16 protein-coding genes and 1 pseudogene are annotated in these 24,230 nt (G+C 46.1%); 9 read left to right on the top strand and 8 right to left on the bottom strand.

The window, feature by feature from the left end; genetic code table 11:
* Positions 1–48: 48 nt before the first annotated feature.
* The 5 genes from ODOSP_RS18130 to ODOSP_RS18110 all read right to left on the bottom strand — a co-directional run bounded on the left by ODOSP_RS18130 (position 49) and on the right by ODOSP_RS18110 (position 7,424).
* Positions 49–2,265 carry a Gldg family protein gene (locus tag ODOSP_RS18130; protein ID WP_013613720.1) on the bottom strand — a complete coding sequence of 739 codons (2,217 nt, stop codon included), beginning with the start codon at positions 2,263–2,265 and terminating at the stop codon, positions 49–51.
* Positions 2,266–2,283: 18 nt separating this feature from the next.
* Positions 2,284–4,593 (bottom strand): Gldg family protein, encoded by a 2,310-nt coding sequence (locus ODOSP_RS18125; RefSeq protein WP_013613719.1) that lies wholly within the window; start codon positions 4,591–4,593, stop codon positions 2,284–2,286.
* Between the two features lies 1 nt (position 4,594).
* Entirely contained in the window at positions 4,595–5,521 is a 927-nt protein-coding gene (locus ODOSP_RS18120) for an ABC transporter ATP-binding protein (RefSeq protein ID WP_013613718.1), read from the bottom strand.
* Between the two features lie 91 nt (positions 5,522–5,612).
* Positions 5,613–6,794: a FecR family protein gene (locus ODOSP_RS18115; protein ID WP_049782952.1), complete on the bottom strand. Its 1,182-nt coding sequence runs from the start codon at positions 6,792–6,794 to the stop codon at positions 5,613–5,615.
* Positions 6,795–6,866: 72 nt separating this feature from the next.
* The gene (locus tag ODOSP_RS18110; RefSeq protein ID WP_013613716.1) at positions 6,867–7,424 is read right to left on the bottom strand and encodes an RNA polymerase sigma factor; all 558 of its coding nucleotides are present in this window, start codon (positions 7,422–7,424) and stop codon (positions 6,867–6,869) included.
* Positions 7,425–7,754: 330 nt separating this feature from the next.
* On the opposite strand from ODOSP_RS18110, the gene ODOSP_RS18105 reads away from it, so the two are divergent.
* Positions 7,755–9,737 (top strand): DUF4954 family protein, encoded by a 1,983-nt coding sequence (locus tag ODOSP_RS18105; RefSeq protein WP_013613715.1) that lies wholly within the window; start codon positions 7,755–7,757, stop codon positions 9,735–9,737.
* 42 nt (positions 9,738–9,779) lie between these two features.
* Here ODOSP_RS18105 and ODOSP_RS18100 read toward each other — a convergent pair.
* Positions 9,780–10,759 (bottom strand): annotated as a pseudogene (locus ODOSP_RS18100) (IS982 family transposase).
* Positions 10,760–10,818: 59 nt separating this feature from the next.
* Between ODOSP_RS18100 and ODOSP_RS18095 the strand changes: the two are divergent.
* The 3 genes from ODOSP_RS18095 to ODOSP_RS18085 are packed head-to-tail and all read left to right on the top strand — an operon-like array spanning position 10,819 to position 14,498.
* Positions 10,819–11,367 carry a zinc ribbon domain-containing protein gene (locus ODOSP_RS18095; RefSeq protein WP_009017583.1) on the top strand — a complete coding sequence of 183 codons (549 nt, stop codon included), beginning with the start codon at positions 10,819–10,821 and terminating at the stop codon, positions 11,365–11,367.
* A 1-nt stretch (position 11,368) separates the two neighbouring features.
* Positions 11,369–12,388 carry a BMP family ABC transporter substrate-binding protein gene (locus ODOSP_RS18090; protein ID WP_005832166.1) on the top strand — a complete coding sequence of 340 codons (1,020 nt, stop codon included), beginning with the start codon at positions 11,369–11,371 and terminating at the stop codon, positions 12,386–12,388.
* Positions 12,369–14,498, top strand: coding sequence for a C13 family peptidase (locus ODOSP_RS18085; RefSeq protein ID WP_009017585.1), 2,130 nt, complete (start codon positions 12,369–12,371; stop codon positions 14,496–14,498). Before ODOSP_RS18090 ends, ODOSP_RS18085 begins: the two co-directional genes overlap by 20 nt.
* Positions 14,499–14,786: 288 nt before the next feature.
* Here ODOSP_RS18085 and ODOSP_RS18075 read toward each other — a convergent pair whose 3' ends face one another.
* Both ODOSP_RS18075 and ODOSP_RS18070 read right to left on the bottom strand, forming a co-directional pair.
* Positions 14,787–15,725 (bottom strand): hypothetical protein, encoded by a 939-nt coding sequence (locus tag ODOSP_RS18075; RefSeq protein WP_013613714.1) that lies wholly within the window; start codon positions 15,723–15,725, stop codon positions 14,787–14,789.
* Between the two features lie 247 nt (positions 15,726–15,972).
* Positions 15,973–17,628: a helix-turn-helix domain-containing protein gene (locus ODOSP_RS18070; protein WP_228026201.1), complete on the bottom strand. Its 1,656-nt coding sequence runs from the start codon at positions 17,626–17,628 to the stop codon at positions 15,973–15,975.
* Positions 17,629–17,926: 298 nt separating this feature from the next.
* On the opposite strand from ODOSP_RS18070, the gene ODOSP_RS18065 reads away from it, so the two are divergent.
* From ODOSP_RS18065 to ODOSP_RS18045, 5 genes are all read left to right on the top strand, one after another.
* A complete protein-coding gene (locus ODOSP_RS18065) occupies positions 17,927–18,505 on the top strand; it encodes a hypothetical protein (RefSeq protein ID WP_009017588.1) in 579 nt (192 codons plus the stop codon).
* Positions 18,506–18,508: 3 nt separating this feature from the next.
* Complete coding sequence (locus tag ODOSP_RS18060) at positions 18,509–19,369, top strand: hypothetical protein (protein ID WP_009017589.1); 861 nt, start codon at positions 18,509–18,511, stop codon at positions 19,367–19,369.
* Between the two features lie 309 nt (positions 19,370–19,678).
* Positions 19,679–20,710: a fimbrillin family protein gene (locus tag ODOSP_RS18055; protein ID WP_013613713.1), complete on the top strand. Its 1,032-nt coding sequence runs from the start codon at positions 19,679–19,681 to the stop codon at positions 20,708–20,710.
* Between the two features lie 120 nt (positions 20,711–20,830).
* Positions 20,831–22,465 carry a fimbrillin family protein gene (locus ODOSP_RS18050; protein ID WP_013613712.1) on the top strand — a complete coding sequence of 545 codons (1,635 nt, stop codon included), beginning with the start codon at positions 20,831–20,833 and terminating at the stop codon, positions 22,463–22,465.
* Between the two features lie 179 nt (positions 22,466–22,644).
* The gene (locus ODOSP_RS18045) at positions 22,645–24,210 is read left to right on the top strand and encodes a fimbrillin family protein (protein ID WP_013613711.1); all 1,566 of its coding nucleotides are present in this window, start codon (positions 22,645–22,647) and stop codon (positions 24,208–24,210) included.
* Positions 24,211–24,230 lie beyond the last annotated feature (20 nt).

Genomic DNA, 24,230 nt, shown 5'->3' with positions numbered 1-24,230 from the left:
CAAGAAAGGGATGAATAAAAAAGATACTTTTTTAAGATAATTTTCACATTATTGCCTTTTCCGTTTCAGCCGGAATCCTATCGCTCCTCCCAAGACGAGTAAAGGAATCAGGCCGATAAAAAGACCTTTTATCCATCCGATATCGGCAATATCGAGATAATGGGTATCGTCCGTAGGAGATGGACGGCTATTATCCACCGGGAATTGCTGATAAGTCATATAATGCAACATCTCCATGAATAACCCGAAATTATTCAGTCGGACATCGTCTTTCCGTAAAGCCAGTCCTTCGGTACTGAACCAATCGGCATCCCCGGAAACGATAATACGTTGTTCTTCTCCTCCCAGCTGCCGTTTCAAAGCCAGCATAAGCGTATCCCCGGCATATTCCACGATAGGTACCCCCTGAAATCCGTAGCCTGCATTGAACGACAAAGCCGTAGTACCCGGAAAAGCGACTTGGTATTGCCGGGCTAAAAGCCCTGCACCGACTCCGGTTTGTTGTGCCCCGGATTCAGCGATATCACCGACAATAAAATCTTCCTCCCAGTCGGCCTCCTCATGTTGCAGGATTATTCCTTCCTTAAAGCCGATTCCCAGATTTTTCACCAACCCGTTCATCAATTCTTGTTTACCCGGTTCACCGGTAATGATCAGATTACCTCCTTTAGCTATATATGAATCCAGTAATCCCTGTTCCTGAGGGGACAATCTTTTTTCAGGAGCCGCAATCACCAGAATATCGATATCTTCGGGAATAACCGTCCGGCCGGTCAAATTCAGGGTATCTACATCAAACCCCTGATTCACTAAAGCATTCCGGCCGTTTCTTTGAATCAGTGAATATAATCCACCTTTATCATTCCAATACAAGCTCCGCTCCCCGTGTCCGGTCAGAAAAACTATTCTGGAAGCATCGGTCACCAACCGTTTCAAGGCCACCGTAATCTCTGTTTCCCTGGGGCGGATATCCATGCCGTCGTAAAAACGCAGAAAAGATTTCCGGCCGTTCGCCCGTTCCAGTAGATAAATCATCCGGTTTCCTTCGGAGGTCAGATCGATCTGCCGGTGAATTTCTTCCGGAGACAGAAAAAATTCCGGATCCAGGTCCTCGTCATCACATATTTTCAGCATTTGTTCCCTCAAAGGTAAAGAAGCCGTAGCCCCACGGAAACGGCTATGATCGGTGCTATCATAAAAATAGACATATTTCAAGCGGGTATCGGGTTTAAAACGTAGAAAAGGTTTCAATTCCCGGAGGTTCGACATTTGATTCTCCGGCATCCCTGCCGGAGCACTTTTATCCAATAAATTGACATACATGGTAATAGTCAGCTGATCGTCGATCAGATTCATGACCCGTTGGCCTTCGCGGGTGATGGTATTGTGTTCGGTTTCCGTCGTATCATAATAACACATGAACATCGGTTTCGAAGTCAGGTATCCGATTCCCAGAGCGATACAAACCACTCCCCCGTAACGTGCCCACCGCCACCACCAGGAATAATGCTGCTTGGTCGATTGCAATTTCAAAACAGACAAGGTCAAAAATAATCCGATCACCACCCCAAAGTACACGACATCTTCACTGCATATCAGTCCTGCCGTAAACGTTTTGGCCCGTCCCGACAAAGACAGCCACCAGGTAATCTCCTGTACGACAGGAATATCCTGCCAAAGTCCGCCTACAAAATTCAAGCAGGTAAGTATCACCAGTGTACCGACCGCTGCCACGATCTGGTAAGAAGTCAGGGTAGACATAAAGAGACCGATAGCCGAATAAGCACACAAAACCAGATAAATACCGAGCAACCCGGACAATATCAGCGGAATATCGAGGTTTTTCACAAAAATAAAAGCAAACACCACCTGCAGGAGCAAAATTACCAGCATCAATCCGCCGTACAACATCATAGCAAGAAATTTCCCCCCGATAATCTGAAAATTAGTTACCGGCGAAGAATATAATAACTTGATAGAACCGGAACTATATTCCCGGCTCATCAATGCCATTGTCAGTAAAGGAATATACAGATACAGATTATTCAGCACCTTGAAGAACGAACCGCTATCCCCCAACAATAAAATCACTGTCTGGAAAGGAATCTGCCCCCGTCCCAAAGCTTTATTCTGCAATTGATAGCTAAAAGTATCACAAAATGCCATTCCGGCCTGAAAAGCAAAAATGATCAGGATCAGCCAGGCTATCGGTGAATAGAAAAACAAACGAAGTTCTGTCTGTGCTATTCTAAAAATCGTTTTCATTTGAACTTTCTTTTAATCTTAATTTCTTTTTCTTCTGTAGTGAACCACTCCATAAGCCAGGGCCAAAAGACCGGGCAGCAATCCCATGGTTCCGAATTTCAGCCAGGGCATATCCTTCCGTCCCAAATACAATTCGTTGTCACGGGGAGGTATACTGGGGAGCAATACCGGAAATTCATTCCGGGCCAACCAGCGGAAAGATTCGGTAGCCAGAGTGAAATTAGCAGTCTTAACTCCCTGCCGGGCCCGGGTCAGCTCTGCATTACTGATACAATCGGCATCCCCGGCAACTAAAATCCGCTGTTCTTTATCCCCGACCTTACGGTCCAGGGCGACAATGACAGGCAGTACTTTCCCTTCGGCCGGGCCCGGATGATTCAGACCCTTCAAAGCATCTTCTGCATACAACCGGTTCACTTGCCAACTGATGGAATCCCCCACACAGGCAACAGGTGTTATCCCGAAGCCCTTTTTCTGTATTTCCAGACCTGTACAACCAGGTAAAGCAAAACAAAAACCATATTGCCGCATTTTCTGGAAAACCGGGAACTTTTCATCCCCCTCCGGATCCATTCCGGCAATTGTCAAAGAAGGTAAATATCCTTCCCTGGCCTGTAACAGCATCCCATTCCGGAATCTCACCCCAATCAATTCTGCCAACGGATTTATAAATTCCTGCGTACCCGGTTCACCCAGCAAAAACAAATTTCCCCCGCGTTCAATATATTCGCAGATCATCCGGAAATCTCCCTCCGGGATCTTACTTCTTACATCGGCTATTACTAAAATATCCACTTCATCCGGAATTCTCTCCTTTCCGGAAAGAGAGAAATCTTCCACATCGAACCCTTGATTGATCAAAGCACTCCGCAAAGACAGCTCAGAGGAAAAAAAACTATAATCCATTTCTCTCTTATTCGTACTATTCCGTTCGCCGTATCCGGTCAGAAAACACAATTTGGGCGGTTTTACCAACAACCTTTTCAGAGCAGCAGTCATCTCCTGCTCACTGGGGAATACATACATATCTTTATACACCCGTAACCAGGTCTTCCGTTCACCGTTCCATTCCACCTGGCGGACAAAATGATTCGATTCTCCGCTCAGATCGATCTTCCGGCGAATCTCTTCCGGCGTCAGAAACATACCGAAATCCAAGCCCTTAGCCTGGCAGATTTTTTCAGCCCTTTCCCGGTCCGACAACCCGGGATACAATTCGTCCAGATATTTATATCCGGCATAATCATAATAATACACATAATCCAGTTTCAAATTCCGCTTAAAGCGGGCATAAGGGCGGAAACGTTCGAAATCCTTTTTATGTGCCGCTGGCAGCCCACTCTCATAATTGGCATCCAATAAATTCACATATGTAGTGATCTTCAGTTCTCCTTTCAATTGCCGGAGTAAATCCTGTGAAAGAACAGAAATAGTATTACTCTGCGTAGCGGTCGTATCCCAATACCAGGTAAGAAAAGGACGTGACGAAACATAACTGAGCACAACGACTCCTACTGCCAATCCCGTTAATTTCAGTATTTTTTTCCTCCCCGGCTGTTTTTCTCTTACCGCCTGTAAACGCCAGACCGAAAGTAAGAGAAAAGCAGCGATCACCACCAAAAAGTAAATTAAGTTTTCCGTATTGATCATGCCGGCGACAAAAAGGCCTACCCTACCGTTCAAAGCCAGCCAATAAGTAATATCCCGGACCAAAGGTATCTCCTGTCCCACTCCGCCGATAAAATTCAAAAAAGATAAAAAAGCCAGAGTTCCGATAGCAGCCACTACCTGATAGGAAGTGAGGCAGGACATAAACAGCCCGATGACAGCATAAGCACAAATCAGCAGATACATACCCAAAAAATTCGAAAAAATCAGCGTACCGTCCATATGCCCGATCGTCAAAGCCCCCAGACCGACATATACTAAAATCACCCCCAGCAAAACGGCACAATAAATCATAACCGACAAGTATTTTCCCAGGATAATCTGGGCACTAGTCACCGGAGAAGAATACAATAGCTTTATAGAGCCGCTGCTGAATTCCCGGCTCATCAGTCCCATGGTCAGCAAAGGAATATAAAAATACAAGTGTTCCAGCATCACCGGGAAAATACCTTTTCCGCTCGTAAACACACTACCCGTCAGAGCCTGAACCTCATATCCTAAAGATTGGCTCTTTATCGCCGGCCAGATCACGTCACAAAACGAAAACCCACATTGTACGGCAAATACCACCAAAATCAACCAGGCTACAGGAGAATAAAAAATAACCCTCAATTCTGTCCGGGCGATTTGGTAAACTATATTGAAATCTTTGAGCCTCATATCATTTACTATTCTTAGATAAACGTGCAAAAATGGTATCCAGCGATTCCCGCTCCAGGCAAATTTCTTCCAATTGCCATCCTTTCTCTACACTCCGGGCAATGACCTGTTGTGTAATACCGGCCGGAGCTGTGAAATATACGCGATACTCCCTGAGGGTCAACGGTTCGACTTCCGAAATGCCATCGATATTTTTCAATTCTTCCGGAGCCGGCGGATTACCGAAAGTCACCAAAAAAGAACAAGGTTCTACATAATTATTAAATTCTTCCATCGTACCCGAAAAAATCATATGACCGTGTTCTATCATTTTGATCTTATCACAGGTGGCCTGTACTTCCGACAAGATATGGGTAGAAAGCATAACTGCCCGTTCAGCAGCGATCTCCTTAATCAGGTGTCTGACCTCTACGATCTGCACCGGATCGAGCCCGTTAGTCGGTTCGTCCAGTACCACAAAGCGCGGATTATGAACGATTGCCTGTGCAATTCCCACCCGTTGCTGATAACCCCCGGACAAATTTCCGATCAACCGCTTTTTAAAATGTGTAATGCCGCATTTAGCTTCGGCCGTATCTACTGCCTGCCGGATTTCCCGGGCGTCCATCAGCCGCAGACGGGCACAATAAGTCAGGTATTCATCAACGGATAATTCCGGATATAAAGGTGGCCGTTGCGGTAAAAAACCGATATACTTCTTGGCCTCTACCGGATCGGTCCTCAAATTGATACCGTTGATAAAAACCTCCCCTTCGGTCTGATTCAAAACCCCACAGATAATATTCATCGTCGTCGATTTACCTGCTCCGTTAGAACCCAATAACCCCAAAATCCCCCTCTGACTGATTTCGAAATTAATGTCTTGAATAGCCCACTGTGTTGCATAACGATGCGATAAGTGCCGGGCTTCTACGATTGTTTCTCCCATAAATAAGCTGATTATTTTAGTTAAGTTAAGACATGAAAAAAGCCGGGTAAGCCGCTTTCTCACCCCCATTCATCATTATATCAGGTAATTGTTATATTATTTGAACTACGACAGTGCGACCGGTCACCAGAAACCGTATATTAGTGGCTTTTTCCAACATCCGCAAAGCGACGGAAAAATCATCGTACCTCTCCAAATCTCCGGTAAAATGAAAATTTTTGAGTTCCTCGTTTTGATAAAAAACAGAAATATTATACCACCGGGCCAGACTGTTCAAAATATTTTCCAGAGGTTCATCTTCAAAAATAAATTTACCGTCCTTCCAAGCCGAAAAATAGTTTGCATTCACCTCTATTTTGTGAAATCTCCGATGCCGTAAGTCACAGACTGCCTGTTGATCAGGTGCCAGTTCCAAAGCTTCCTTCCCCATCATAACCCTGACTTTTCCACAATTCAGCGTCGTTTTTACCACCTCATCCCCCGAATAAGCCTGCACATTGAACTCTGTCCCCAATACCTCTACTTTCAATTTATCGTATACATTCACGATAAAAGGATGCAAGCTATCTTTTTCCACTTTAAAATAAGCCTCTCCTTTTAAACTGACCTGCCGGGTCTGCCCCGTAAATACGACCGGAAAACGAATTTCCGAATCAGCATTCATCCACACATAGCTCCCATCCGGTAGCCGAACTTCATATTCCCCACCACGGGGTACAACGATCGTATTGTACTTGATTTCGGCCTGTTCTGCGGCCTGTAAATCTTGCAGACAATATTCCGCCAACAGACCGGTATTCTTTACAGTCACCGATTCATCCACCTGAATTTCCTGGTTCAGGGAATCCTGCAAAATAATCTGTTTGCCTTCGTTCGTAATCAGAACTGCTTTCGAAGATCCCGGATGAATGGACTGGACCAATAAGTCTGAAGGCTGCAAACGGCTATACCGGTTATACACCAGTAAAGTCCCGACACCGATCAATAACAGCAGACAGGCTACCACCCGGTAACGGGTGAAGAAACGGCGTTTTCGTACAGGAACGTCAGCAATCTGTTCCCGAAGTTTATGCCACACTCCGTCTACATCCAATCCGTCCACATATAAATTTCTCTTTTGCAACTCGGCCTGGTTCCTGATTTTTGCATAAAGACGGGCATGCTCCTCTTGTAAGCTCCAAGCTTCCAGTTCTGCCTGCTCTTCAGCGGTGATAATACCTAACCACTGTCTTCTGATCAGATCTGCCATCCGGTATTCTTCCTGATACTCCATTTCATTGTACATTCAAGATTCTGTCCTAAGAACACACAAAGATTGTAAAAGGATGAATGGGAATCATTTTTTTTATTTTTTCCGGAATAAAATATACAACAACACGGGGAAATAACCTTTCAGGGAATTTTTCAACATTTTCAGTGCGTTGTATTTCAGGGTTTTTACAGTAGTAACTGCGATTCCCAATATTTCCGAGATTTCTTTATTTTGCTTTCCCTCGAGAGCCAGCCGCATAATTTTTCCACTTTGTACAGGTAATTCCGCAATTGCATTAGAGATCAAGCGATATGTTTCTTCCTGTATCAGTTGTTCTTGAAAAGAAAGTTGTTTATCAGACAGTTCGATCTGGGAAAAATCGATCGTTTTCTTTTTATCTCTCAGGTAATTATAACAAAGATTACGCACTGCAACGTAAAGAAAAGTCCTGAAATCCGGTATTTTGTCATATTCCGCCTTTTTTTCCCATAAACGGATAAAAACATCCTGTACAATATCCTCTGCCACTTCCCTGTTAGCGACCAATTTTCCGGCAATCACACACATAGAGGGATAATACTGCCGAAATAATGCCTCAAAAGCACTCAAATTCCCACACCTGATATCTTCAAAAAGGATTTCTTTATTCATTCACGTTGCACAACTTTTACCGACGAAGCTAAAAATAATAATCAATTTCAGACCTCAGGATATTTAAAACCACGGTATCAGCACTGAAAGTCTCCTTAGGATCACTTCCGTAAAACCGAACAAATATAATTACTTTTTTCTTATTGAAAAGCAAAAAATATTCGTTTCTTCAGGCTATTCACACTCCATCACACTGATTACAAACCACTTAACCAAACAAACTTCTATTTATTTTTAAGCGTTCATTCATTTCCCCGACCGTTTCTATCCACCGGATAAATATTGATGCAAAAAGTATATCTTTGCATTCAGATAAAATAACAAAATCGTATGGTATCGAGAAATCTGACCCAAGAGGAAATCACCCGGCTGCAAGCACAAGGCTGCAGTTCGACAGATTGGCAACGTGTAAAAGTTGCTTCCGGATTTAAAACCGATTATATACAAAATGTCCGTTTTTCAGGAGATATCGAACTAGGCATATTCGATTACGAGTTCATTTTAGAGGGAGGACTCCCCAGACATGCCGGTTTGTTCAATGTCACCTTACACAACTGTCGGGTGGGTAATAATGTCCTGATCGAAAATATCCCCAATTATATCGCCAACTACCGGATCGGAGAAAATTGTTTTATACAGAATGCCAATCTGATCGTAACGGAAGGACGTTCGTCCTTTGGAAACGGAACTTTAGTGGCTGTATTGAATGAAACCGGAGGACGGGAAGTACCTATTTTCAATGAATTATCGGCCCATCTGGCTTATATTATCGCCCTATACCGCCATTTCCCTGTCCTGACCGAGCGTCTCAAGGCACTGATCGAACGATATACCGAGCAAGTGTCCTCGACAGAAGGAAAAATCGGTAATCACGTACGAATCATCAACACCGGAACGATCCGTAACGTCTGCATAGGCGATTACACGACCATCGAAGGTACATCCCGTTTGAAAAACGGTTCCATCAACAGTAATGCAGAAGCACCGGTATTTATCGGTCATAATGTGATGGCTGAAGATTTCATTTTTTCTTCGGGCACCTGTATCAACGACGGAGCAGCTTTAGTACGGTGTTTCATCGGGCAAGCCTGTCATTTAGGCCATCTGTTCTCAGCTCATGATTCTCTATTCTTCAGCAATTGCCAGGGAGAAAACGGAGAGGCTTGTGCCGTATTTGCCGGTCCTTATACGGTGACCATGCATAAATCCAGTCTGTTGATCGCCGGTATGTTCTCTTTTCTGAATGCCGGTAGTGGTTCAAACCAAAGCAATCATCTTTATAAATTGGGACCCATCCACCAAGGTATCGTCGAACGCGGTTCGAAAACAACCAGTGATTCTTATATACTCTGGCCGGCGAAAATCGGGGCTTTTTCTTTGATTATGGGGCGACATGTCAGCCATCCGGATACTTCGGACCTGCCTTTTTCCTATCTGATCGAACAAAATAACCAGACTTATCTGGTACCGGCAGTCAATCTAAGGAGTGTCGGTACGATCCGGGATGCTCAGAAATGGCCCAAACGTGACAAACGCAAAGACAGCCATCAACTCGATTATATCAATTTTAACCTGCTCAGTCCCTATACCATTCAGAAAATGCTGAGCGGTATAGAAGTACTCCGCACCCTGCAACAGGTGTCCGGTGAAACTTCGGAAGAATATTCATACCAAAGTGCACACATCAAAAGTAATTCCCTGAAAAAAGGTATCCAATATTATTCCATGGCTATCAACAAATTTCTAGGGAACTCGATCATTAAAAGGCTGGAAAACCTGACATTTCACAACAACGAAGAGATCCGCCAGCGCCTGGCCCCTACCCGGACAGAAGGTAGCGGCGAATGGGTAGACCTTTCCGGTCTGATCGTCCCCCAACAAGGGATCATCCGCCTGATCCGCCGGATAGAAAACGGAGAGATCGAATCTGTCGGACAGATCACGGATACTTTCCGCCAACTTCATGCCGACTATTATCAACTCGAATGGACCTGGGCTTGGGAAGTCATGCAACCCTGGTACCGGGTCACACCTGAAAGTATCACAGCCGGGGATGTGATCCGGATAGTGAATACCTGGAAAGAAGCTGTGGTCAATCTCGATAAAATGCTTTATGAAGATGCGAAAAAAGAATTTTCCATGACAGCTCAAACCGGTTTCGGAGCCGACGGTAATCAAAAACAAAAGAAGATCGATTTCGAACAGGTACGGGGAGCTTTTGAAAATAATCCTTTCGTGGAAACCGTCCAGGAACACATAAAGGCAAAAACCGCTTTAGGTGATGAATTGATCGAACGATTAAAAAATATTTAAAAATAATTGGATATAAACTAAAAATTATACCCGTTGGCGGAATTAATTTAGTGCATACTTAATTCTGCCAATGGGCTTGTTGTTGATGAAGTTTACGTATTGCAGAATGGTAAGTGCACTAATTTTGCCGATGATTCTGGCAAACAAACCATTCGTTATTTTCGCATAGTTTCTGATGGCCAAGAACTGGTCTGTAAGTTGTGAGAATATTGTCTCAATCCTCTTTCTTGCCTTTGCAAACGGAATGAATGTCGGCTTCCAGTCCTTCTGGTTGAGCCGATACGGACACTCCAGTCTTATGTGTGCGGTTTCGAACAAGTCAAGCTGTACATCAGCTCCAATATACCCTTTGTCGCCATAGATGCTACAGTCGTGATAAGCATGTTTCACATCCTTCATATAATGGAGATCAGCCGCACTTGCCTTTGAGAGATCATAGGAATGGATAACTCCACATAACCAACAGAGAGCGTGTAACTTATAACCAAAATAATACGTGTTCTGCGAAGCGCAGAAACCGAAGTCTGGAGCTTGCGAGAAATCACCGGTACGTCCCATCTTGCATCGTTTCCCTCTTGCAACCCTACAGACCTCTATTGGCTTGGAGTCAACAAAGAATTGTTCCTCTCCACCATCCATTTCCATGGCAACCCTTTTGCGCAGTTCCTCACACAAGCCTGCAGTTTTCTTCCTGCGGTCATTGAACTGTCTCCTTGATATGAGATTGGGAATGCAGTCCTTGTACTCTTGCAATTTATAGTCGAACAACCACTTCTCACTATCAATGCTCTCTGTCTCTGCTGTCAGGGACAGTGCCACTACTTCCAAGTCAGAAAACTTAGGAACAGGACCACGGCGTGGAACATTACCCGATTCATTGACGAGATTTTCAGAGAATTGCTTGCATATCTCAAGTATTTTGACGAATTTTGTATAAAGGTTGTACATACGATGGTTTGAACTTAATGTTTGATTGTCGCTAAGTTACTAAAAATCAACGATATGTGCAACTTTTTACTCATCTTTATCAACTTAAATTAATTCCGCCAACGGGTAACAATCAATTAAAAAACAACTTGTTATGGTAAAGAAATTTTTAACAATCATGTTTGCTTCAGTGATGGCAATGCTCGCTTTCACTGCTTACAGCAACGACGATGAGCCACAAGGACCGTTTGGAGAAAAAATGTTGGAGAATATCGACAAGATAATAGTCGACCAAGCTGATGCCGGAAATCTCTATCAGAAAAAGGATGATGCTGCCCGGTTTATATTGGTAGCAGACTCAAAGGAGGCTGCCCATGGAGTGTGTGAGAAGTTCATTCTCGATCAGTGGGACGTAAAGCAACGCACTGTCAAACTCCCTGACAACTGCGGCAGAATCTCACTCACACCCGGTTCGGACGAAAGTATCTTTTACACCGTTTCGTTCAATGCTCTCAAGAATTTCAAAGAACCGGACATGACAGTCGTAATCGTTCCGGAGGAATACATGGACGGGGATAATCTTGCTATAGACCAATACTTCCCGGCAAGATGGACTGAAAAATGTCCCAATTGTGGTCATAAGTGGAAAACATTTGCATCCGGACCATATACATGCTCCGAATGTGGTCATAAGTTTGATTAGTATGCACAATACTTTCCGCGCTATCTTGGCAATGACAACGTTCCTGGTAACAGGAGCGTTGTCATCCTGTAATCATACCGATGAGTTGGAGCCGGAATCTCCGGCACCACAGATTGTTTTTCTCTTCTCTCCGGGGGGATTGGGTGACATGAGCTATAATGACCGTATACTTGAGGGTGTTCAGAGATTCAAGATGGAAAACGGAGATATAGACATCTATATCTACTCCCCGGAATCCCTGCAAGAGGCTGAGAAAATTTTTGCGGACTGGCTTGAACGTCCCCAAAGCAGCATACCCGTGCTTTTTGTATTGGGTAGCAGTGATTATGAGCCAATGGCGGAACTTTATCTGGCAGAACACGACTTGACACCCAACAAAAGTATTCTGCTTTTTGAAAGCCGGAAACAGTATAAGGACGAGAACATCCATACCTTCCAGATTTCGATGTTCGGGGCTTCATACCTTGCAGGAGTATGTGCAAGAAAATGTTCTGAGATGACACCTCTGGTGCTGCTTGCCAATAATACCGACAGCCCCATCAACATAGCCAAGGACGGTTTTATTGCAGGCTATGGCAGCGACTGCGATGTGGAGTATCTGGCGGATGATTGGACGGGATATGTGTCGGCTTCGCTCGCTTACCGGAAAATGAGCGATTGGGCGGTTGATTACGACTTCATCTTTCCGGTGGCAGGTGGCTCCAACGCCGGTATATACCGCTACTCCCGTGAATTTGAGGTCTCACCGTACCTTGCAGGTATGGACATCGATCAGTCAAGCCTCTCCAACCGGATTACGGGTTCGGTCATTAAGCATATTGACCAATTGATTTACAGGTATCTGACGGAATGGGTCGTCACAGGGGATATGCCGGAGAACCAACTTTACGGTCTTGAAAGCGGGTATGCCGACTGGCTGGTCGCACCCCGATACGTGAATGATTTCAGCAGCTTAGTCAATGGAATGCGCCCTCAGGCTATGATTTTTGAGAAAGAGTATTATGAAACAAGTGGTTATTAAACTTATTGCACCGCTCCTCTGCCTGATTGGTCTGTGGAGCTGTTCGGACGATGAGCCTTCCCTGTCTCCTGACAACAAGCAGTGGACAGAGAAGGTTGTTGCCGTGGTGCTTCCCATGGAGAAAGGGCTTGATGTGCATTGGAAAAGGACATTGGGAATGTTTACAACCAACTTTGAGCGTGCATTCAAGAACCACGAAGCGGGTATAAGGTTAAAGTTTGAATACTACGATGAGGCAAAGACCGATGTGCGGGAACTTGCCCGGTCGCTGGCATTCAACGACGAGGTGTATGCCGTAATCGGCGGGCTGTATTCTTCCAATGCGGCAATCCTCGCGGCGGAACTGACTATTGTGGGCAAAACATTCTTCACTCTCGCCACCGCCGAACAACTGGTTCGTGCATACGCATCGACAGGCTATCTTTGGGCGATGACCGAGACCGACATTACGCAATGTGAGGTGCTTCTCTCCAAGGTGATTAACTATGAGGGTAAAAGTGTGGCACTTTTGGTCAAGGAGAACGACGGTTACGGACAAACGTTCATTGACTGGTTCGCATTTCAAGCACGCGAACTGGGCTTGGAAAACATGGGATGCTATGCTTACACCTCTGACAATATAGCTGATGTGTCTCGCCAAGCCATGCAGTCAGGTGCAGAGTATGTGATATGTATCCCCTCTGAAATAGAAGAGATGAAGCCGATGCTTGAAGCGCATAAAGCACAAAGTCTGAACGGGCGCAGTGTACCGCGGATGTTGTTTTCGGATACCGCCTACGGTGCGGATGTACTCAAGATTCACGGTGATGCCGCCGAAGGCATAGAGGGAGTCGCATTTGGTGCCGACCCTGAGTCGGGGTTTGACGTAAGTTACAGGACCTTTTTCAATGCTACGCCTACTCTTGGAGAATCTCAGCTCTACGATGCCGCTATGCTCATCGGCTATGCCGCATGGTACCAGCAGTTCAGACCGGAGTTGTCGTTACAGAAATCATTAAGGGCCGTTGTTTCGGGTGAAGGCTTGAACATGGGCAGCTGGACAGGTGAGGATATGGGGCTTGTGGTGGATGCGCTCGCTGCCGGAAAGTCGCCCTATGTCCGTGGAGCGTCAGGACATTTAAGGTTCGATGCCAAGGTGTTTACCAATGTACTTGCCACCACTTACTATAATTTCAAGGTTTACAACGGACAGTACATCATCCTTGACTATAACACCAGCGACGGGGGGAACCGCACGGATGCGACACTTGCCGGTTGGAACTGGAAAGCCTTCCGGATGCAGGATTTCGACAATTCAGGAGAATTCAATTACCCTGCACATACCGGCAACTGGGCACTCCTTGTCGCTTCCTCCAAGGAATGGACCAATTACCGCCATCAGGCAGATGTGCTCGCTATCTATCAGCAGCTCAGACAAGCCGGATATACCGACGACCGTATCATTCTCATTGTCGAGGATGACATAGCCGATAATATATCAAATCCCAACAAGGGAGTCATACAGGTGACTATCGGGGGAAACAATGTATACGAAAATGTAGAGATTGATTATCGTATGTCATCGTTGAATACAAAAGATATACTTGCCATTCTCAGTGGCGAAAAAAGCGAAAAACTGCCCACGGTAATCGAATCTACTGAGAACGACAACCTGTTCGTTTTCTGGAGCGGACACGGTGTGCCGGGGGCCATGTGTTGGGATGAGGAAGCTTACGCCATGACAGGCGATAAACTGTCTTCTGTTTTTGAGGATATGAACCGCAAAAGGCGTTACCGTAAACTTCTCATGATGGTGGAGGCTTGTTTTTCGGGCGGTGTGATGAAGCAGTGCGAGGGCATCCCCGGGATGCTGTTCGTCACTGCGGCCAACGGCGACGAAACATCCAAGGCTGATGTCTTCAACTCAGAGATGAAAGTGTGGATGAGCAACCGTTTCACCTCCACCTTTATCGAACAAATAACCGATAACAAGGAGGTGGCTATGCGCGACCTCTATTACCGGCTGTTCATCAATACTGTCGGAAGCCATGTTATGGTGTATAATGCTGAAAACTATGGCAATCTTTATTCAGCCAATATGTCAGAATTTATAAATTCAATAGTTCGTTAAAAAATAGCCACGCCTAAGCGGCTCTGGCAGTAAATAAAATGAGTTCTTTGAAAAGTTTGTCAATAACTTGCATGTCTGGGTTAATCCCGAACACGCAAATAAATCGTTCAAGCATATAAGCATTGTGTATAAAAGACTTGCAGGAGGATATGGAATAGGTTATTCCGAGCCTCTTACATGCCGCTTTGGCCAAGTTGACAGCAGCAAGCGATGCATTGAAGTGAAAATCCAACTTTCTGAAGTCGGTTGACTGACAGTTGGTGATTCCTGCATGTTGCTTACCATCTCTCAAAATTCCAATTGGAACCTGGTTCTGTAATAATCCAGAACCTCCCGTCCATCCATCGAATCGTCTGTAGAGAAGTAAAGCTGCCACTTGTCTGTCCTCCCGTCCATCGGATACCAGATGGCTAAGGAAACATACCTTTTGAGAGCTTTTGCATATACCCTCAATCCGTATAGCTTTCCTTTGTTCACCTCGTATTCCTTGCACCGGGTCAGATCCAGATTGGCAAAGTCGATTCTTCCGTCAAACCACTTTGGATGGCCACGTTTTCCTGTTTTCTGTTCCAATGTCGGATAGTACAGGATTACGTCATTCCGAAAGCGGCTGATGACATGGAAATCGTTCTCACACATAGGCGTTATGAATGTTTCCTTGGAAAAGAATGCGTCTGCAACCACCGTTCTTGATATGCTCTGTATCTTGTCTTTTCTACTGATAAGATAGCTGCTGTACCAGTCAACGAGGTTCTTGTCCATATTATCCAAGGTTTTACAATCCGGTGTCTGAATGGAACCTAAAGTCATGCATTCATGGTTGTCGATGTCTATGACACCGATGCCCATGATTTCCAATCCACGCTTGTACTCTCCTGCACAACCAGACCAGAAGTAACCTATCCAAGGTGTCTTCTTGCCTGATTTGGGGATATAGGAAGGATCGATGGCGATGGCTTTTCTTTTACCTGTGAGATGCTTGCTGATGATAGAGCCGTTGAACGCAAACCAGTCGAAAGTTTCATGCTCAAAAAGGTTACGGTAGGTCTGTTCCGAAAAACGTCCATACCTACCCAATTGGAGGAAGTTTATACGATCAGGGATGGCCATGAATAATTTCATTGCATCCATGAACGTTTTTTCAAAAGGTTTGTGTATATTCACGACTGATTTGAGAGCCGATAGGCACTCGGATTGGTATTGCATAAGGAGTGTTTCTTTAGTCATAATCAGAAGAGTTGGGAGACTTCTAATTTACTAAAAATCAACGAATTATGCAATACTTTCCACCTTTATTATCAGCAGGTTAGCACTCTTTTTTCAGTACATTTCTTCATGCTTAACCATTCGTTTTTGACAACATTTCAATGACCTCTTTAGTGTTTTCGAACCAGCTTTTGCCGGTTCTATTGTTTAACTTTTAATTTTTCAGCAAAAAACAGCAACCGTTGTTTTACTTACTTTTTTCTTCTGCTTAACATAACCGTGCATTCCGCAAGAACTTTTGTGGAGTCATGCCGTATTTCTTTGTAAAGAGACGGTACAGCGAGGTGGAGGAGATGAAAGTGCATTCTTTCAATAGTTCTTCTACACTGGCGTATTTACCCGAAAGCAAAAGTTCCGCTACATATTCGATGCGCAAATCGTTGATATATTCGCTGAAACTTTTACCTGTGAACTGACGGAACAAGCCGGCGAACTTGTTAGCAGGAATATTGAATTCGCCCATGAGCGCCTTGCGGGAGAAAGTGTTGTCGAGGAAGAATTTCTGATCAATGATTTTTACTTTGATTTGCTCGAACAGCAGTAAGTCTGGATCCTCATCGTCATTCCATGCAATATTTTCGGACAGAGTACTACGGTTTAACTTCTCAAGCTCTTCCTTATATCTCATCGCCTCTTTCACGTTGGCAACCAAAGAAATGTTCTTCTTTCTGATGATGCGGTTGTTATATCCCAGCACGCAACCAATGATAGCTAAAGCAATCAAGATGCAGATGGCTATCACAAGCTCCCAACGTTGGTGAGTGATTTGAGCCTCCTTGTCTTTGACATCGTAGATGATGGACAACTCTTGTGAGGAACTGCGCAACTCCCTTACACGCAGGCTGTCCCGCAATACGCTTAGTCGCTCAAAATAGCTTGCCGCCTTGTCATATTGTTCCAATCCCTGATATGCCATGCCGTAGAATTTTAAGGTGGAAGACATGTAGAGGTTGATAGTATCTTTCTTATGCATCATCTCTGTTTCACGTTGCTTGCACATATCCACGATTTCATCATAACGATGCAAGTCAAAGAGATAAGGCACAACCAAGTAGGCGTACCGGCGATTGATACGCCCCATCTTCTGAAATTCAGAATATGCCTCATTCGCTTCTTTTTCTTTCCCTAATTTGGAACATACGACAGCACGATGGGCAAGCCATTTGCATTTTTCTTGCTCATAGAGTCCTTCCATTTCAGCCTCGCCTGGAGTTTTGGCATACAAGTATTTCTCAAGTTTATCAAGTACTTGAAGGGCTTCCCCGTATCTTTTATCACGCTCGTAGCAGATAAGCAAATCGTTGCAGTTTGCACGCAAATTGTCATATTTCCTGTCGTAATGCGATTTCTCCATCATCTCTGTGGCTTGCAACATATAGACATAACCACGTTCTTTCGTGCCTTGTTCATGAAGGCTCTTGCCTAAATAAAATAGGGCAATCGACTCCATACCACTGTCTCCAGCTTCTTGGGCATTTTGCATTAAAAGCTTTACCGTCTCTGCTTTTCGCTTTTCATCATATAAGCCATCATAGCATGAAATCAAACGATGAAGCAGCTTCATTGTCATCTGCTCATCTCGCTTCACCGCCTTTGCAGCAAGGGCGTTTTTATAGAAGCTGGCAGCTATGATGAAGCGGCCGGTGTTATAATACAAGTCACCTTCCGTTATATCGAGTTCATGAGTAGCTTGCTTTCCCTTCTTCCGTAGTTCCATCATGATGCGTTCAGCCAAAGGTGTGTCCGAAAAAGTAAACTCGTACACTTTATCTTCTGTTATCAGGCTATCGGGCAAGGCTGACCGGTTGGCGAGCAAAGGCATCGCCCACAATCCGCAAACAAGCGAACATAACCATATTCTCATTTTTCTATGCAAATGCCTTTTCATTATACTATGTTGTTATGATTATCAAAAGTACAACTTATATCTAAAATTAAGGATGCTTTACTTCTTTTTTGGTAATATCTGGGTAAGATTATGAAGATTTGGGAGGGAAATTAATAATCGGGAATGGCAGCTGAAAAAGCGAAAGAGTGTATTCTGAGTAATTCAGTAAATCTATCTTATGTTTGTTAAACGAAACAATCGCTTGCTTGTTTATTTGGCGTTATTTATTCTTGCAGACACATACATTAAATATTAACGTTTAAAATTCCAAATTATGAATTACAAGAAAATGACTTTTAGAGCCTCGATGCTCGGTTTGATAGTTATGTTATTTGCCGGTTTAGTCAGTTGCAGCAGTGATGATGATGACAAAAATATCCCTGTAGAGGAAACTAAAGTTCCAACAACAGGGGCTATTGTTTTTTTGTATGCAGCAACGGAGGATGAACTGTCTATATGCGACATGATTGCGGAGTACACAGATGAGAATGGAGCGACTAAGACAGAAGCTATCACTGCTACAAAATGGAAAAAACAAATCAATTTTAGTAGTTTGCCTGCCAAAGGATTGATTTCCATCAAACGTACGTTAAAAGCAAATGTGGAATTAGAGAAGAAGTCTTATCAATTTAGTAGTCATTCGCTATTAATCACAGTCGCTATCTTTGATCAAAACAAAAAGACTGTTGATTCTGCTACATCTGGTAGTACTAATTCATATTTATCTGTAGGAAAAGACAAAGTAGAAGAATATATCAAAAAAGAGAGTTCTAATACTTATTATTCTTATGTTTTAGATAAGAAAAAGAATGCGCAAGATAGTTATTTCACCATCGAATATCTAAAGCAATAATACATGAGAAGCAGCATCATCACATTAGTCCTTCTTCTATCAATCGGAGTATCTTGGGCTGGAGACCGCAATCGTATCATCGCATTAGGCGTGCGCAACTTCACCTATACTCCGAAAGAGGGAAAGGAAACGGTTGGAAGCGCATTAGGCTCTATTGCGAACGTCTTGATTACTGGGCAGAATACTACACAACAACCACAATACAAGGATGCTGTTAGGGCAGCTATTGTGAGAGGATTGACTTCCGGCTTTCGCACAATCGCTACCGACATGGGGAATATTGGTGAACAAACGAATGCCACTTTTGACTATTATGTGGATGCAACAATAAATAACATTTCCACCACGACTAAAACGGAATCAATAACTACTACCAAGAATGGTGTTAACACATACTATAAAGCCATGGTGGGAATTACCCTGCAATTCAAAGATTCACAAACCGAGGAAGTGATAGCTAGTCCGATGTTTAAGATTTCCGACGTAGATGTTGCATGGATAGAAACAGAGGAAAGTGCGATTACCTCTACTTTGCGCAAGTTGTCAGCTTACGTAGGAGGATATTGTAATCGCAAGTATCCAATCTATGGCACAATATTGGAAAGTGCCCGACAAAGCAAAGACAAGCAAAAAGAGGTGTATATCGACCTCGGAACTAATTTAGGCGCATACAAAGGACTTCATCTAACTGCCTACACTGTAAAAACGATTGCAGGGAAAGAAGCTAAGACTCAAGTAGGCAAGTTGAAGATAATGGATGTACAAGGCGAGGATATAAGCTTTTGCAAGATACAAAGCGGCGGCAAGGAAATCAAAAACATACTTGACAAGGGAGAAACTATCTTCGTGAAAAGTACAGAGTAAAATCCCATTACTGATCAACGCAAGTATGACCTCTTTTCAAAAAGGTAGTATGCTTTTCAAGAAAAGGTAGTATGCTTTTTGGAAAGAGGTCGTAAGCTGTGGTTGAAATTAATTGGATGAACAATTACCTGAATATCGTCAAATACGACAGCCACGATATTTTATATTGGAACTGATGGCTTTCTTTTCATCATTATAATAAAAAGTTTTTTCTATAATTGTAATCCTAATTAAAGCGAATAACAATAAGTTGATGCCAAATCTTCCAAATCGGTTCTTCGATAAATTTTTAATAAAAAAAACAAGATTATGACAATGAACATGAGGTTTTTCATTATTGCAGCAGCGGCAACGCTATTGGCTGCGTGTACACAAGAGAACGAGGTACAGAACAATCCGGTGGAAGCACGAATCACGGCAGGCGTGAGCGGGCCGAAGACCCGTGCTGTGGACAACGGGTGGAACGCCGACCGAATCGGCGTGATGGTGGTGGATGCCCCTGGCACGACCACGACCATGGGCGGCAAGTACAAGAACGTGGGATACGCGACCACGAGTACCGGCACCAACGCGGACTTCACCCCGATGACGGCGGGTGGCGGCATCTTCTTCGAGGACGCTTTCCTCGAGTTTACTTTTGCCGCCTACGCGCCTTACGCATCGGGCGCAAACGCCTCCACCCTGCCTGGTACAGACGGGAAGATTACGGTAAATACAAGCAACCAGCCCACGACCACGGAACAGGAGAAGGTGGACTACATCCATGCCACGGGAGCCAAGGCCGATAAAGACAGCCCGACCGTCAGCTTCACGGACAACCCCGCCGCGGGCGGCAGCGACTGCTCCTTCAAGCACAAGATGGCCCGTCTTATCCTCAAGGTGCAGGTGTCGAACACCGACGGTTTCGACGACACTGCCGTGCTGGAATTCGCCGACTACAAGCTGGGCGGCCTGGTTCACGAGGGAACGTTCGATGTGAAGACCGGTACCGCCGCGACCGCGGGCAGCGTTGTGAGCGACTGGATGTTACGCCAGTGCACCGGTGCCCCGAAGACGGCCACGGACAAGTGCGTGGCAACCTTTGACGCCGCCACGGGCGTGATGACTTTCACCATGATCCTGCTCCCGCAGACACTCGCCAACGCTTTGGTGCTTGAGATATCTCCCGATGACGAGGAATACCAGAGCTACTCCAACAAGGACATGATCAAACCCGCGTTGGAGGCCGGTTATTCTTATACCTACACCATCACGGTGAAGAAGACGGGGCTGACCCTTAGCGGAAGCACCATCGAAAACTGGAACGACGGTGGTAGCCATGCGGGTGATGCAAAAATGTAGTGTGTCTGAAAGCCACTGCCGTGCATCAGGCGTAAGACGGAGGCACGCCATATATAATAAATGGTGCGGCAGCCCGCGTCGCAACGGGCAGTGGCACAAAACGAAATAAATAAAGACAATATGAAAATAATAAGGAACATAGCGAGAAGGCCGTGGCCGCGCATCGGCGGCTGGTTGCCGGTTATGATGCTCATCTGTGGGGTGCTCGCTTCCTGTAGCAGTGAGGATGAAAGCACCGCGCCCCTGCCCGACGGCAAGTACCCGCTGCAACTGACGGCGGAGGTGGCGCAGCCGCAGACCCGCGCCGGAGGTAAGGATGCGTGGACGGGCGGCGAGGAGATTAGAGTGTCACTGGAAGGCGTGTTTGGTAACAAAACATACGTGATGGACGCATCGGGCAATGCAAGCCCGAAGGATGCCGATAATGCCTTCTATTGGAAGAACACCGATGAAGCCCGCGTCAGTGCATGGACCCCGGACATAGAATCGGAAACGGATATTTCCGACCAAAGTGGCGGGTACGCCGCTTTCGATGTCCTGTACGCCAGTGCCATAGGGCGTTATGACCAAGCCATAAATCTCCGTTTCATCCACCGCATGGCGAAAATCGAAGTAATTCTCAAAGCTGGCGAAGGCATTACGGAAGAGGAGTTGGAGGGTGCGACCGTCACCATTTTCGGAGACCCGCTAACGCACTCAACCGCCGGCTTGGTATCACCGGGTGACCAATCGGACGGCGAGATAAAGCCCTATTACGATGCCGCAACGAAGAAATACGAGGCGTTAGTGCCGCCGCAGGATATGACGGGCAAGCCGCTCATCCGAATCAGCATAGGCAGCAATGACTTTACCTACACTCCCGAAACAGAAGCTGCCGGCAAATTTGGGTTTTTCGGTGGCAAGCGGTATGCCTACACCATCACCGTGAAAGCCAGTGGCATAGAGGTGACCGCAGCCAAGGGCGGAACGTGGAACGCCGGCGGCAGCGAGAATGTGGGCGTGACCATCACCTATGACGGCACGGAAACAGAACCGAAAATCGGCGACTATTACTACTCCGACGGCACCTGGAGAGACGGTGGCCTGCGCAAGCTCTATGCCGACGGCACGATGGAGTGGGCAGAGACCAAGCCGCAGCCGGAGAACGGTAAGAACGTTATCGCCATCGTGTTCCATGCCGGTCATCACGAAAACGATGCCTCCGATTACTCCGCCACCGGTATCGGTCAGCAGAAGTGCCACGGCTATGCCGTTGCCTTGCAGGATGCCACAAACGGTTATTGTCAGTGGGGCGTTTACGGAACCGAGTTGGGTTGCTGCCCCACGGATGGAAGCGGAAAAAAACAGAACAATTACTCTGCACCTGACATCGACTGGAGCGGCTACGCCTGGACACAGAAAATCATCACCGCTGCCGGCGGCAAGGACAAGTTGAATGCCACCGAAGATTCCGGTTATCCTGCCACCTACTATGCCGTTGTGGATTATGCGCACAAAGTCCCGTCCCCTGCCAACAGCACCGGCTGGTTTTTGCCCTCCATCGGCCAGATGTGGAATGTTTATCAAAACCGCGCTTCTTTGTTTGAAGGCAAGACAGTGGTATCAGGCTTAAAGTCTGACTGGTACTGGTCCTCCTCGGAGTTCTACCGCAATCCGGCGAACTACGCTCTTTGTGTGAGTGTGGGCGACGGCGACGTGTACTACTACCGTAAGAGCAGCAGGGGTAGTTACGTGCGTCCGGTCTTGGCTTTCTGACCTATTTACCTATTCAGCCTATTTATCTATTATGCGGCGTAGCCGCTCGTTGATAAAGGCTGAATACCCGCGAAGCGGGTCGGATTTACAAACGGAATTGTGGCAACGGCCGCTTGCAGTCTTTGCCCCGCAAGGAAGATAAAAACAAGTAACGTAAAGTTAAAATAAAAAGTGTGACAATGAAACGAAATATCCTACATACCCTTTGGGCGGCGGCACTGCTGCTGACCGGCTGCACGCAGGAGGAGCTTCCCCTGCCCGGTGCTGACAATGCCGCACCGCTCGCCATCACCATCACCGACGGCGGCTATGCCCTGACAACTTCGGCTGACGGCTCGCAGAAAGCCGCTACCCGTGCTACCGAGGACGGTTACCGTACCGAGTTTACCGCCAGTGACGCCTGCGGACTCTACCTTGTGCGCAATGGGGCGATAGTCTATGACAATGTGAAACTCACCGCCACAGCAGGCACGAACGGCAGTCTTACCTGGCAACCCGAAGCGGGCGTAACCCTTGCCGGCGGAATGGCGGGCGAGAAGTATTTCCTCTACTATCCCTATCAAGAGACAGCGAAGATGGCGGGCAAGGTAAATGCCACCGACACCACGAGCGATGGCGATTTCTTCGCCACGCTTATCAATGACTGGCAGCCGGAAGCTGATCAGAGCGACTACACGCAAGGCTACACAGCCTCCGACCTCATGACCGCCACGGGCTCGGGAAGCAAAGCCGACGGCAAGCTCTCGCTCTCATTCTCCATGACCCACCGCATGGCACTCGCCGTAGTCGAAATGCCCAAGACGGTGTATAAGTTCACCGACACCTCCATTCCCGACTATGTGATTGCTACTACAGCCGATTTCAGTGGAGAGGCCAAGCCCTGCCGCAATACGGACGGCACATACCGCTACTTCGTCCGTCCCGGACAAGGCAATACCGTAACCCTCACCGGCAGCTATGCCGACGGCAAGAAGGAGTTTTTCATCACCCCGAACAATATCAGCGTAAGCTCATACAAGACCTATAAGGTGGACGGAGCACCGACGATTGACAAAGATCACAATTTGCAAGTAGGGGACTACCTCCTTGCCGACGGCAATATTGTAGGCAAAGACGAAACTTTGACCGAAGAACAGAAAGCAAGCGTTATCGCCATCGTGTTCCATGCCGGTCATCACGAAAACGATGCCTCCGATTACTCCGCCACCGGTATCGGTCAGCAGAAGTGCCACGGCTATGCCGTTGCCTTGCAGGATGCCACAAACGGTTATTGTAAGTGGGGCGTTTACGGAACCGAGTTGGGTTGCTGCCCCACGGATGGAAGCGGAAAAAAACAGAACAATTACTCTGCACCTGACATCGACTGGAGCGGCTACGCCTGGACACAGAAAATCATCACCGCTGCCGGCGGCAAGGACAAGTTGAATGCCACCGAAGATTCCGGTTATCCTGCCACCTACTATGCCGTTGTGGATTATGCGCACAAAGTCCCGTCCCCTGCCAACAGCACCGGCTGGTTTTTGCCCTCCATCGGCCAGATGTGGAATGTTTATCAAAACCGCGCTTCTTTGTTTGAAGGCAAGACAGTGGTATCAGGCTTAAAGTCTGACTGGTACTGGTCCTCCTCGGAGTTCTACGACTATCCGGCGCGCCGCGCTCTTTATGTGAGTGTGCGCAACGGCGACGTGTTCCGCAGCTATAAGTACAGCAGAAGTAGTTTCGTGCGTCCGGTCTTGGCTTTCTGACCTATTTACCTATTCAATCT

The organism is Odoribacter splanchnicus DSM 20712 (assembly GCF_000190535.1).
Lineage (GTDB): Bacteria > Bacteroidota > Bacteroidia > Bacteroidales > Marinifilaceae > Odoribacter > Odoribacter splanchnicus.
This window is presented reverse-complemented; position numbering and strand designations above follow the sequence as displayed.